General features: G+C 44.5%; 12 protein-coding genes. 7 read left to right on the top strand and 5 right to left on the bottom strand.

The window, feature by feature from the left end; translation table 11 throughout:
- Window positions 1–38: 38 nt before the first annotated feature.
- Together A3729_RS18125 and nhaA are read right to left on the bottom strand one after the other, a co-directional pair.
- Complete coding sequence (locus A3729_RS18125; protein WP_068515449.1) at window positions 39–713, bottom strand: heme-binding protein; 675 nt, start codon at window positions 711–713, stop codon at window positions 39–41.
- 175 nt (window positions 714–888) lie between these two features.
- Window positions 889–2,064 (bottom strand): Na+/H+ antiporter NhaA, encoded by a 1,176-nt coding sequence (nhaA, locus tag A3729_RS18130; protein ID WP_068554918.1) that lies wholly within the window; start codon window positions 2,062–2,064, stop codon window positions 889–891.
- Between the two features lie 261 nt (window positions 2,065–2,325).
- Between nhaA and A3729_RS18135 the strand changes: the two genes are divergently transcribed.
- Window positions 2,326–2,652, top strand: coding sequence for a hypothetical protein (locus A3729_RS18135; RefSeq protein ID WP_068515457.1), 327 nt, complete (start codon window positions 2,326–2,328; stop codon window positions 2,650–2,652).
- On the opposite strand, the gene nhaR is transcribed toward A3729_RS18135, so the two are convergent.
- Window positions 2,636–3,550: a transcriptional activator NhaR gene (gene nhaR, locus A3729_RS18140; RefSeq protein ID WP_068554078.1), complete on the bottom strand. Its 915-nt coding sequence runs from the start codon at window positions 3,548–3,550 to the stop codon at window positions 2,636–2,638. The two genes, A3729_RS18135 and nhaR, sit on opposite strands and share 17 nt — an antisense overlap.
- A 256-nt stretch (window positions 3,551–3,806) precedes the next feature.
- On the opposite strand from nhaR, the gene A3729_RS18145 reads away from it, so the two are divergent.
- From A3729_RS18145 to A3729_RS18155, 3 genes are all read left to right on the top strand, one after another.
- A complete protein-coding gene (locus A3729_RS18145; protein WP_068554077.1) occupies window positions 3,807–4,445 on the top strand; it encodes an HPP family protein in 639 nt (212 codons plus the stop codon).
- A gap of 399 nt (window positions 4,446–4,844) precedes the next feature.
- Window positions 4,845–5,786, top strand: a complete 942-nt coding sequence (locus A3729_RS18150) for a universal stress protein (RefSeq protein WP_068508639.1) — start codon at window positions 4,845–4,847, stop codon at window positions 5,784–5,786.
- A 37-nt stretch (window positions 5,787–5,823) separates the two neighbouring features.
- Window positions 5,824–6,258, top strand: coding sequence for a phosphate-starvation-inducible PsiE family protein (locus A3729_RS18155; RefSeq protein WP_068515468.1), 435 nt, complete (start codon window positions 5,824–5,826; stop codon window positions 6,256–6,258).
- Between the two features lie 193 nt (window positions 6,259–6,451).
- On the opposite strand, the gene A3729_RS18160 is transcribed toward A3729_RS18155, so the two are convergent.
- Complete coding sequence (locus tag A3729_RS18160) at window positions 6,452–6,820, bottom strand: hypothetical protein (RefSeq protein ID WP_068553808.1); 369 nt, start codon at window positions 6,818–6,820, stop codon at window positions 6,452–6,454.
- A gap of 671 nt (window positions 6,821–7,491) precedes the next feature.
- Between A3729_RS18160 and A3729_RS18165 the strand changes: the two genes are divergently transcribed.
- Entirely contained in the window at window positions 7,492–7,839 is a 348-nt protein-coding gene (locus tag A3729_RS18165) for a hypothetical protein (protein ID WP_068508599.1), read from the top strand.
- A gap of 378 nt (window positions 7,840–8,217) precedes the next feature.
- Here A3729_RS18165 and A3729_RS18170 read toward each other — a convergent pair whose 3' ends face one another.
- The gene (locus tag A3729_RS18170; protein ID WP_060994423.1) at window positions 8,218–11,238 is read right to left on the bottom strand and encodes a Tn3 family transposase; all 3,021 of its coding nucleotides are present in this window, start codon (window positions 11,236–11,238) and stop codon (window positions 8,218–8,220) included.
- 105 nt (window positions 11,239–11,343) lie between these two features.
- Here A3729_RS18170 and A3729_RS18175 point away from each other — a divergent pair, with 105 nt between their 5' ends.
- Both A3729_RS18175 and A3729_RS34665 read left to right on the top strand, forming a co-directional pair.
- Complete coding sequence (locus A3729_RS18175; RefSeq protein WP_068634165.1) at window positions 11,344–12,204, top strand: hypothetical protein; 861 nt, start codon at window positions 11,344–11,346, stop codon at window positions 12,202–12,204.
- A 38-nt stretch (window positions 12,205–12,242) separates the two neighbouring features.
- The coding region (locus tag A3729_RS34665) for a transposase (protein WP_156498001.1) at window positions 12,243–12,388 on the top strand (146 nt) is incomplete at its 3' end.

A 12,388-nucleotide genomic window follows, 5' to 3' on the forward strand; every position in this document is an offset into this window, starting at 1 on the left:
AAACAGAGCTCGACACTAAGGCGAGCACAATTATCAACCTAAGGTAGAACATCAATTAATATCTCATTGCGTCGCAGAAATGGTAGTGCCCAGGGTGGATCGTACCCTGCATAACTAGCTAGTGAAATTGAAGAGTAATTATTGCTGTTGAGCCAGTCACTCAGTTGATTGACATGTTTTTGATAATTGCTTTCACTCCATAATCCTGAATAGCTAATCGCTGCAACTCGTTTCTCAGGAACCTCACGAAGACAAACAAGCGGGTCTGTAGGTTGAGGAGAATTGTTAATAGTGAACTTGTCTGGTAGCACAAATTTCAAAATCCAGCCTTGCCGTTCGTTCTCAGTCTTGCTCGGACTCGCAATAACAGGGCTGGTCATCGCAACTATTTTACCTTTTTCTTCCTGTGGTTCAGCGATGACTGGTGCTGTCATCGAAATGTCATTGGCAGAAACATTGGCCCCAGAAATATAGTCAAACAAACGTCTAAAGGATTGGTCGGTTGCATCACGAAAGTTGGGCTCATTTACGTAGGTTTCAACTATCATGACAGGTTCGTATCGTCTTATTTCGATATTGCCGACCTTCTTTTCAACGGTATAGCGAGCCTCATCTGTAGTGCGTATACCAAGTAGTGAGCAGCCTTCCAATATGAGGCTCAGCAAAGTTATTATGATGAGCAAGGGGGCACTGCTTCGTGCTTTATTCCACATATCAGAAATCACCTCGTCTTAAAAATCAGGGAAATAAAAAATAATATCTACCTAGTGTTTGTACGCTGAATTTTGCTTAGTGGATCTATATAAACGAAATTTTGTACCAAAGAGTGCTATTTATTTAACGAGTCAGCCCTCTTTGGCGCAGGTTGGTGCATTAGAGTGTGCCGCTTTATACAGCTTTATTGTTTCGGCTTCTTATAATAATGATGGCCCCCATCACAGCTGACATAACTGACCCTAACAGAACACCTAGTTTGACGCTGTCGTGATAGCTTGGGTCATGGCTCTCAAAAGCGAGTGTGCCGATGAATAAGCTCATGGTAAAACCAATTCCGCACAGTACGCATACACCATATAATTGAGGCCATGTGGTATCTTTTGGCAGGCTTGCGATACCTGATCTCACCGCCAGCCAGCAAGCGCCAAAGATTCCCAGTTGTTTGCCTAAAAACAGCCCAAGCGCGATACCTAATGTAATTGAGTTAAATAGATCATCAGTGCCGATCCCGATTAAGTTGACACCGGCATTCGCGAATGCGAACACAGGCAGTATCATAAAGGCAACCCAAGGCTGAATGCTGTGTTCCATTTGCTTTAACATTGGGTGTCCGTCTTCAGTGGCCACGTTAATTGGTATAAACCAAGCCACGATGAAACCCGCTAGCGTAGCATGAACACCTGACTTGAGTACGGCTGCCCACACAACGATACCGACAATAATGTAAGCCGCTTGTTTGCTCACCTTGAATCGGTTCAACAGGCCTAGAACAAACAGACCTGAAATGGCAACGGCAAGAGAGGCTGTTGATAGGTCTTGTGAGTAAAAAATGGCAATAATGACTATCGCACCGATATCATCAAATATAGCAACCGAGAGCAGGAATAGCTTGAGGGTCAGTGGTAGGCTTTTGCCGAACAGACTAAATATACCTAAAGCAAAGGCGATATCAGTTGCCGATGGAATAGCCCAGCCTTGAAGTGCCGCCGGATTTTGTTGATTTAAGCTAACATAAACTAAAGCGGGAGCAATGATGCCCGCCACAGCGGCAATAGCAGGTAGTATTATCTGGTCTTTTGAAGATAAGTGGCCTTCAATAATTTCTCGTTTAACTTCTAGGCCGACCAAGAAAAAGAACAGTGCCATCAAGCCATCATTGACCCAAAGCAATAGCGGTTTAGCAATTTCAAAGGAGCCGAATTGAATGGTGACGGGTAAGTTAAGCACACCTTGGTAGAAACCATTGAAAGCTGTATTCGCCATGATGAGTGCCGCCAAAGCCGCGAGAATTAATAGAATTCCCCCTGCTGCGTCATGCTCAACCATTTCTCGAAAAACTTTTGTCATAGGTAGGTCCTTGCTTTAAATGATGAGAAGACATTTATATGCTTTTACCTAGCTATGAAAAAGTCGAATATTCAGCTCAATATGATCGAAAAAAACTGATCAATTTTTTTTGGATCTTTAACCAAACGGCTGGGGGAAAGCATGGATTTAAATTGCCACTCATAAATACTTCGGATACTTCGAAGTATTTATGAGTGAATAACTTATGGATACCTAGGGTAGTTGGTCGTTAGCATAGTAAAAAAACACGGAGTTGAAATTATGCTGTACCTAAATGTAAGTGAGCACGTAATGCGTAACTGGAGCAGAACAGTCGATCTTTACTATTCCTTTCACCTGAGTGGCATTAACACTGATATTGAATCAGTAAATCTGTTGATAGAGGAACGCCAACAAGAACATGATAATAGAGCTCTTTACTACTGTGAGCTGAATATTCACCCATGTGTAGGGGAGCACTTACAGCTAGCGGTAGAGAGCGAAAATTGTGGTGTCGCGATTGAACAGAGCTTTGCCAAAGCAAAACGTTATATGCTGCGCCGCATGCGCGGAATTTCAGATGAAGCGGCAGCTAAGATGCTTGGCTAATAGATGAAAAGCTTCGTCGTGCTGCATCGGTAATTGCAACGACAGCCGGATGTTTCAATTTTCGCTCTGGTGAAATAACAAAGAAGTGTTCGCTAACATTGTTTATCTCACCAATCGACTTAACGTTATACATGCGCTCAACTTGGCTTGCCATGGCTGATGGCGCAGGAAAAAAACCTGCACCGCCTTCGCCAAATGCTTTTAGCAATGCACTATCGTCAAACTCTGCGATGACATTTGGTGATATGTCTACCTGATCAAACCAATCATCCAAGCTTCTACGTAAAGCATGATCATTCAGAGGGAGAAGAACGGGTGCCTCATTTAGCAATTCAGGGAACTCTCCTGAATGTTGGTGCCGCAATTCGTCTGTGCCAAAGAAAGATAAGCTACTAGAACCTAGCTCATGGCTAAAGGCTTTAACATTGAGCCCGGTAGGAATACTGCGATCAGATAGCACCAAATCAAGTTTGTGAACGGCTAAATCTCCAAGCAAGCTATCTAGGTCGCTCTCCATACAGACGATTTTTACCGGATCATCTAGTTTCATAGCTGCTTCGAGAAGTTTATAAGCGATGAGTTTGGGAATGGAGTTTACGATTCCAACATTGAAAGTAATTGGTGCTCCGGGCTGCTTGCTTTTGACTCGTTGAGTAAGCTCAGCGCCCAGGCTGAATATTTCATCGGCGTATTGCTCAACCATGCGCCCCATCTCGGTGATAACTAGGCCGCGACCCACTCTTTGAAACAGAGGCTCACCGATAGTTTCTTCAAGCATTTTCAGCTGACCGCTGATTGTTTGAGGCGTTAAATGAAGAGACTCAGCTGCTTTTGCGACGGAGCCTTCTCGAGCGACGGTCCAAAAATATAGCAGGTGGTTGTAATTGATATGTCTCATGCTAAGCCCCCTAAGGTGTATTGACTGACAATCGTAATTCATCAATATTGCAAGTTATATACGAAGATAATGTGATTTTAGATCGGTTTTTTCGATGATGGTTTGTTTAGTGTCAGCTTAATGTTTATTTTCAGTATTGTAGAAGCTTTCCTTATGATCGAAAAAAGCGACCGTTTAGTAAGTAAAAAGCTACTTTTATCGATCCCAGAAAGGCGGGATGATCTAAGTCGTATAAATTGTATTGGGGGATTTTGCTATGTTCTATGTATATTCACCGAGTGGACGGGCCTTCGCTGGGCCGTTGGAAAAGCTTAGGAAGGTTGAGAAACCCGCCAATACCTCGACAATACCGAGTTTAAATTATACAGAAGTAGAGCTTGAAGAGAATGAGCAAGCCAGAAGTTCCTATGATGTGCCCGTCAAAGCGATTTCTGAATATCAGAATTTGCTTAAGAAAAACTCACAGCAAGAAGCTGTTTATCATGCTTACCAAGTTATGAGCCAACCGGTCGTTAGTGTTCAGCTAAGCGATACATGGGGATACGTACTTGAGTTATTCGAACAGGTGCATTATCAGGTAGTTCCTGTTCTGGATAATAAAGGGCAGCTAGTTTCAGTAATCTCTCGCCAACAAATATACGCTAAGCTCTTGTCTCAATCGTCGGTTCAAATGGGGCGGGACACTTCATTATCGAGTGTTATCCAAACAAGGGGGAAATCTGTTGTTTCAGCGGATCCTGTGACAGATGTTCGTAGAGTGGCCAAGGCCTTAGTCATGTATAGCTTGGATGCAATCCCTATTGTGGATGCTGAGCATCGTTTAGTGGGGATTGTCTCCCGCACTGATATTTTAAGGTGTGTGACTGCCAACCCTCCTCTTTCAATGTGGTGTTAGCGCGAAAGAGACTTAAGCCCCCAAAGAGATCTAGGCGAAGATTTATCTGTGTCAGAAAATTCCTTATTAAATGAACGAATTAAACTGCTTTTTTAAGGGAATGTTCATTGAGAAACTGAGGCTATATTAAGTAGCTGTATGAAGCTATCGAATACAAACCATTCTAACTCCCTTGCTCGAGCGAACTTTCGAGACACCCCGCATTGCGGGGTTTTTTTATATTCTGCAATACTCTTAGCATAACTTTATGTTCGTTAAAATCGAGTAATCATTTAGCTAAAATCTGATTTTTACGAGCATTAATAGTTGAAATAATGGCTTAGCTTTTAATCGTTTTAGTTGATGATTAGTGCTGTCAAGTGTTGGATTATATTTTCCAAATTATGAGAGGGACTAAAAATGAAATTGAATCATATTATGGTACCTATTTCTCCAGGAGGTGGAATTGCTCCAAGCTTGGGTGAGCTTATCGGCTTGAGGAGTGACAATGATGAACCGCTAGAGGTTAAGTTTATTACTGTAATCGAAGACGCTGACTTTTCTAGAATCTCGGGTTATATGAGAGCCTCTCCTGCGACACTCCTAGAGCACGCAATCAATGTTGAGCTTGAGCGGCTGGATGCCATGATTGCGCTCTTAGAAAAAAAGCTTCCTGATGTGTTATTTGAGCGCGAAGTTGTAACAGGCGTGGCATTTATCAATCTTATATTAAGTGCGTTGCGGGGCCACTATGATTGTATTGCCATCTCTAAGCCTAGTACCAACAAGAAAGATAGTAGTGTTATGGGAAGCACTTTGATGCACCTGATGCGTAAGTCACCCACGCCAACTTTCGCGATTGGCCACCAAAAAATGTGCCCTGAAATGAAAATAGCCGCAGCTATCGATGTAAGTAACATTGATGTTGATAGCGGCTTGAATCAGCAGATACTTGATGCAGCTTTGAGCCTGGCGGAGTTATATCGCGCAGAGCTGCATATTGTTCATATCTGGCACCTTGCGGGTGAAGGGTATCTTAGTACTTGGGGGCGGCGCAGTGACTTCGAGGTCGGAGCTATGGCAAGAGAAGAAAAGCACTCTAGGAAAGAGAGAGTTGACGCCCTAACGGGGCATGCTAAGCGGCGTATTCGAGAGATACATTTAGTTGAGGGGCAGCCCAAGAATGAAATACCCAAATTCGTCGATGATCAGTCAATTGATATCTTGGTGATGGGGACTGTGTGCCGTTCAAATGTTGCTGGCATGATCATAGGCAATACCGCAGAGTCTATTTTGGGTAAGGTCAATTGCTCAGTGCTGACTTTGAAGCCAGAAGGGTTTGAGTCTCCTGTTGTTAAATAGTGAGTGATTCAATACCTTATTAGATAGGACACTTAAGATGAAAAATGACACTGAAAGTATTTTGATTTCTCGTATTTATGTCTTGGTTCGGTACTGCGTCCGGTTACTCTCAATATTGATGGCTGTCGTTATTGTGATGGGCGTTATTGATGTTGGCTGGACACTGTATCAAAAGCTCATAACACCGCCGCTGTTTATACTCACTATCTCTGATATGTTGGCAACGTTTGGGGCGTTCATGGCAGTCTTGATTGCCATTGAGATCCTTATCAATATTACCGTCTATCTACGTGATGATGTGATTCATGTAAAGATTGTGATGGCTACTGCCCTAATGGCGGTAGCGCGAAAGGTGATTATTCTGGATTACAAAGAGGTTCAACCAGAGTATGTTTATGCCACCGCAGTACTAGTCTTCGCGATGAGTGTGGGATACTGGGTAGTTCATAAACTACCTGAAAAATCACAGTAGATCATTGACTCTAACTATCCTGAGCGGAGGGGTAAATTCGTATAGTTATTTTGTGACCTGATTTTTAAAGGTGTTTTCGCGGAGAGAGGATACGGTGTCTTGATTAAAGGTTTTGTTGCAGCGTCAAAAGCAGACTGCGTCAGCGATTCACCCAGTCAGGGTTGATCGATCTGCAGCCTGTTGTTGCTAGAGGTTAAACAACCAGTTTGGCTTCATTGGCCTCTTCAGTAACGTCGAGCAAGGGAGTAGCTCTGCGAACTCGATTATGTTTTTTGAGCTTACGAAACAAGGTCTGGTTTACTTTTTGTAATGCATCTACAAATGCTTTCTCTGTGCTGTCTCGTTTAGTAGTAATAAGAATCGACGGGAGCCCGAACAGTGTAACCTTAACTTTGCATTGTTTATCAACGCCGCCTTTTGGGCCATTCACATCTTCTAGGTTAACGTTGATTCGTTGAATAGACCCTGCAGCCTTTCGATACATTCGTCCTAATCTTCGCTCAAGGTCGAATCTAACGCCAGGGCTAATAAAAGCTGTTCGTGTGTTGACTGAGATGTTCATATTACTCTCCTATAAGCTTGAATAGATGCCTACCAAAATCGGTATGACCATATATGCACGATCTATTTTGAATAAAATTGGTGATATAAAAAGCAGATAAAAATTTACTGGATGCTCGTTAAAAACATACTATTTGAAATTCAGATATTTTTTATAGGTCATAGATCCCAGCATCTTGTGGTTGACGGAAAGGTTGAAGTAGATATTTGCTGGTATATTGGTGCTCATGGTAAGTATTTCTCACCTATACTGTTTAAGGGAAATACTAGCGTTTAATATAAGAGGCCAATATCTAATCAAAGTATTGAATTATTACTTTTAAAGTCATAATTAATTTGAAGGCTTATATGGATAGCTTTGGAAAGGGCTGTTTTATACTGATGAAATTTTAAAAATTAGTGAGTATATGAATTTGTTTTTTAGACGGAGTTTTCTGCTTACAATTTGTGTGACGTTGCTGGGGTTTGTTCCTCCCTTTTATGCATTTGCGGACTCAATCATAGTAAAAGCCAATCCTGGCTACTACCCAGTTACGTATAAAGAAGGAAACCACTGGTATGGTATGGACACGGAGGTGCTACAGGAAATCTTTGCTCGCGCCGATTTAAGCTACGATGTGGTCTTTAAACCTTTTAAAAGAAGTTTGATCGAAATGGAACGTGGAGAGATTCATGTTATTCCTAACCTTACTAAAAGTAATGTGCGTTCTAAATATGCATTGGCTAAGCCCAATCCGAACGACATGTATTGGTTTGGTTGTGAGAGATCAAGACGCATACCTTCCGATCAAAGCATTGGATGATCTAGTAAAGCTGGCGCAACAAAGGCAGCAAAAAGTAGGCTACCTCTCGGGCGCGAGTTATTCGGAGTACTTCGATGATCGCCTAAAAAATGAGGAGGCTTTGAATGCTATTCTCTACTTCCTACCGAGAAGTGAACAGTATCGTAAGATGCTGAAACTCGGTCGAATTGTTGGGTATTTCTACGATGACTACGAGTTTGAGATGCTTAGGTCCTAAAACGTATGGCCATGAATACCAAGGCTTGGCGTTGCTTTCTTATCGTGTTGAAGGCTCCTGTACGGGGGCTTATATTGGCATTTCAAAAGAATTGGACATGATTAGATATCAACAACTTAAGGGAGCGTTTCAGAGTATGAAAACTGACGGATCTTTTACTGCAATACAGCATAAGTGGTTAGGTACAAAGCCTGTTTACTTTGAATAGCTATACCTTGGCTCCCCAACAATATAGGGAGCAGATTTTACATTTTTGTCCATAACGTGCTGTTATATAAAGAAAATATCTCTAGGTTTTTATAGGGGGCCTAGGGATTTTGCCTCCATATATTGCAAAAACCTCTGAAGCCCCCGTCTGCCGTGGCTTGTAGAGGGGTATCAACTTTCATTTCTAGGTCGATAGCCCTCAATCGGTGCCATTAAGTCCTCCAGTTTTGGCAGTTCGCCCGTCGGCGCGAACGTGTATGTACCCCGGAAGTTGATGTTCTCCCAAGCTACCGGTGAGGCCCGCTTGACTGTTTCCTGGTATCTGTCATTGCGCTGTTCCTCGAAGCTGTCCAGCAGGTTACTGAGTACTTTCGAGTTGAAGTAGATGATGGCATTAGCCACCAGTCGGGCACTTTCGTTCCAGATTTGGATCTCCTCATCGCTATTGCCTCGGAACCGGTCGCCGTTGACGTTGCTGATCGCCCGACGCAACTGGTGATAAGCTTCACCCCGGTTCAGCGCTCGCTGCACATGGTTTCTAAGGCTGGCGTCATCGATGTAGTTCAGCAGATACTGGGCCTTCAGTAACCGGTTGTATTCAGTCAGAGCCTCCAGTAACGGGTGGTTGTGCTTGTAGCCGGAGAGTTTACGCACCAACGTAGCTTGGCTGGTTTTCCGCTGGGCTAGAGAGACTGCGATCCGCTGGATGGTGTCCCAGTGGTCTATGATGCGTTTCGTGTTGATCGGCTTGCGCAACGATAGTTTCACGCGCTGATTTTCGTCTTCGGTGATGTTGAACAGCTCATTGATGACCTTGCCAACCCGGGCATATCGGGGGGCGAACCGATAACCGAACAGATCGAGCAAGGCAAAGTTCACATGATTTACCCCATGAGTGTCAGTTGAGAGCATGTCCGGGATAATCTCAGTACTGTTGTTCATCAACAGGTCAAAGATGTAATGGGATTCATGTTCGTTGGCGCCGATAACCCGGGCATTGATGGCCATATGATTGGCATTCAGACTGACCGCCGAGACGCCTTTGCTGGTACCGAAGTATTTTGAGGAATACCGTGTACGGAACGTCTCGCGCTTGGCTTCGAACTTCTGACCATCGGCACTGGCATGCAGACTGTCATCCTGGATGTTGTAGTGCTTGAAGATGCTCAGTCGTGTGGTAGCGTTGTTGATACGGTCATTGGCCGCATTCAGGGTTTCCAGCCGAAGGTAGTTCGCCTGGATAGTGCTGAGCTGATCATAGGTCCGATCGGAGATCTGAGCGATGCCATAGATGCCCTGATTAGTGGCATTGGCGATCAAGATCGCCAACAGGTCCACTTCGTATTGACGGCTTTTCGAGTTCATGCCCAGCACATGCTCGAAGTCGTCAATGAATCCGGTATCCTGATCCACCACGCGCAAGACATCGGCAACGCTGATCGCTCTCATTTGTTGGAAGAACGGATTATTCACCAGGTGTTTCTTACTGGCTGTAGGCAACCGCCAAAGGTGTTTGCCGCCTTTCGGGCGCAGTATCACGTCCCGATTGTCCGAACGTTCCAAGTATTCGCTGACCTCGTGTAACCGAAGGGTCAGCTCATCCGCCATACGCGGGATCAGTCGCGTCGGATCCTTGGAGATTTTCGGTTGCTGCGTACCCTCGACCAAGACCTGCTTCTGGTTTTTCCAGGTCTGTGGCTTCACCAGATCATCCTCTAACGCCCGATATCGAATGACTTCCGGCAGCATTAGCTGGCCGTTTAACCGGTTGGGAATCTGCAGGTACAGGAACCATTCATACCTGGCTTTATCTATACTGCCATCGGGTTTTAGCAATAGTGGTCGTGTGGCTTTCGGCGGTAGACGCTGATCAATGCAGGCATCGCCGAGCATATTGCCGGCGACCAGATCCAACCGAGCTTGGTCTAAGATCCGGGCTAACCGTTGCGTTTTGTCGGTGCCTTCCATGCGCAGACAGCAAAAGAGCGACCGTAACAGGCCGGTTCGCAATGTGGATTCCGTGTCCAGGTGTTGCCAGAACGCTTCCTCCGCTGACTGTTTCTGATTGCTCAGGTATCGGCAGACCGAGTTCAGGTCGTTGGCACTGAGAAACTGGAAAGCCTGTTGCTGTACCGCGTGGAAGGAAGTATTAGGGTCGATGCGGTCATCCACGAACAGGTGCAGGATCTCAGCGGCTTTACTCACGTTGCGGGCTGCCTTTTGCCAGTCTTGATAAACCCGTTCCTGCGCCATCTGATGCGCTCGTTGCTTCACCTGTCGAGTGTGATGGATGAACCCTTCCGCAATGCGCTCCAAGCCCTGCTGGTACCGAGACTGCAGATAGCACAGCAGGTACAAGCATTGGTTAGCAGGCGACTGACGCTTAAGTTTAGCACCGTAATAATCAACCCGTTCGGCATAGTGATGCTGGTTTTTCTGGGACAGAGAAAGCGAGTCGAGTACAGTCGTCACATCCTCCATTAGCGGTTGAATATGGTTATACACCGCCAGCTCTTTCTGCAGCTCGGTACCGGTGAAGTTGCGAGCGCTCCCGCGCAGCTGCTTCAATGTAAAGTGGTCTTCATCGGAAACCAGTGTCTGCAGCATATTCTTTAAGCTTTGGCTGCAAGCGGCATTGATCTGATCATACAATCGTTGCTGATGTTGATTAATCACCTGACTGACGATCTTCTGCAGGGTACTATAGGCAGGAATGGCGATCTTCTGGTGGGCCAGGTACTCGATTGCTGCGTCAAAGAGTGCGCGGGGTGCCACCCAGCTTTCAGCGCAGACCAGCAAATGTTCAACAAGCCGGGGTTGATGTTGCTTATCTTTCCAGCTGTTGACTCCAGCAATTGATAAAACACGCTCATAGATGCGGGATTTTTGGTCCGCTTTCAAACTAAAGCGCCGAAACTTGAGGTCTTTAAAGTGAAATCGCGCAATAAATGCCAAGTCATCCTGCATGGATTTATAACTCGGGTTGAGCAGGATCGGTTTGCATTTGAAGTAGCCCAACAATGCAACGGCAACACAACGGTACTTGCGTTGCCGTATTCTGGATAGCTCCGCAAGTTCTTTATCATTTAGCGCGAAGTAAAACCGCTGATAAGACTCGTTGAAGGAAGGAACGCTGTATAAATCCTCGATTTCCGCGGCAGTGAGAATTGATAGCCGTTTGTCTCTGCTCATTCTTTGACCTAAAGGTCAAAGAAGATAACAAATTTTTGGTGAATTAGAAATTAATAGCCCTCTACAGGCCACGGCAGACGGGAGCTTCAGAGGGTTTTGCGATATATGGAGGCAAAATCCTTAGGACCCCCGATTGGTGATCGTTTAGCAATTGGTCACGGAGTTAGAAAACGAGAAGCGCTAAAGACAATAAGAGATCTGCGACTTGGTGGCGTGTCGATGGCTAAGGTTAGTCGGTGGGGCTTGAGTAAGCATGATGAGCTTTGTGAGATAATTACTCGCATTACTGAAACATCCAGTATGCCAAAGGGAGCGCCACACGGCATAATGTTTTCTATCGTTGACTCTATCCATGTTGATGATAAGAAAAATATTCTACTAAAGCATGATGATGATGTAGTTTCGTTACCACGTAATGCGAGTATAGAGATTAACGGAAAACAAGGCCTGGAGCTGTCAGGGCCATATTTTGCTCTTTATACAGTGATAAATACCGCTGATCCAGATGAAGAAGTTATCTGCGAAGCTCAAAAGGTATTTGTAACTCCAATTCATTCTGCCGATACTCTAATTCCGGTTAGTAGTGAGTTAGAACGAGTACTGATTGCGAAAGCGATATCAAATTTTCAATATAACGCTACCAAGGGGAGAAAAATTCAGTTCATTCGTCCTTTATACCCTTATATATCTCCGGCTTCTGAGCGGCCCGTATTACCTTCTCTCGTTGTTAAATCTGGCGAATCTGAGGTGTTTGTAGATGTCGATTCACAGGTGACAGACGAAAACAGACCCGCTTATGAAAGGAGATTGGAAGCAATGAGCGAAATTACTGATATTATTAGAGTAGGATTACCAGATTCTCTTGAAGAATTTGATAAAGAGGCGTTTACTGCAATAAGTGACGCTGCTAAATATGTGTTAGGGATTAATAACCCCCTGTGTCAGGATAGTTGTCGCCTCTGTTAATTTTTAATAATTGAATAGGAGGCGGTAAGAGAATATGAGTGAAGCATTATTCAAAAGAGTTTAAAGAAGCCATTGTTAAGAAGTGGCTTGAAAGTGGGTTATCATTAAGAACGTTTTCAGCCCAGGAAAACATAAACCTATCCACCTTGTATTCCTGGCGAGATAAATTTCAATTACCAGGTTC

The sequence above is a fragment of the Oleiphilus sp. HI0043 genome (genome assembly GCF_001634935.1).

What these genes read in the sequence shown, in the direction of transcription:
- A3729_RS18125 (WP_068515449.1), bottom strand. Translation starts at nt 713, where the DNA reads ATGTGGAATAAAGCACGAAGCAGTGCCCCCTTGCTCATCATAATAACT.
- nhaA (WP_068554918.1), bottom strand. Translation starts at nt 2,064, where the DNA reads ATGACAAAAGTTTTTCGAGAAATGGTTGAGCATGACGCAGCAGGGGGA.
- A3729_RS18135 (WP_068515457.1), top strand. Translation starts at nt 2,326, where the DNA reads ATGCTGTACCTAAATGTAAGTGAGCACGTAATGCGTAACTGGAGCAGA.
- nhaR (WP_068554078.1), bottom strand. Translation starts at nt 3,550, where the DNA reads ATGAGACATATCAATTACAACCACCTGCTATATTTTTGGACCGTCGCT.
- A3729_RS18145 (WP_068554077.1), top strand. Translation starts at nt 3,807, where the DNA reads ATGTTCTATGTATATTCACCGAGTGGACGGGCCTTCGCTGGGCCGTTG.
- A3729_RS18150 (WP_068508639.1), top strand. Translation starts at nt 4,845, where the DNA reads ATGAAATTGAATCATATTATGGTACCTATTTCTCCAGGAGGTGGAATT.
- A3729_RS18155 (WP_068515468.1), top strand. Translation starts at nt 5,824, where the DNA reads ATGAAAAATGACACTGAAAGTATTTTGATTTCTCGTATTTATGTCTTG.
- A3729_RS18160 (WP_068553808.1), bottom strand. Translation starts at nt 6,820, where the DNA reads ATGAACATCTCAGTCAACACACGAACAGCTTTTATTAGCCCTGGCGTT.
- A3729_RS18165 (WP_068508599.1), top strand. Translation starts at nt 7,492, where the DNA reads ATGTTATTCCTAACCTTACTAAAAGTAATGTGCGTTCTAAATATGCAT.
- A3729_RS18170 (WP_060994423.1), bottom strand. Translation starts at nt 11,238, where the DNA reads ATGAGCAGAGACAAACGGCTATCAATTCTCACTGCCGCGGAAATCGAG.
- A3729_RS18175 (WP_068634165.1), top strand. Translation starts at nt 11,344, where the DNA reads ATGGAGGCAAAATCCTTAGGACCCCCGATTGGTGATCGTTTAGCAATT.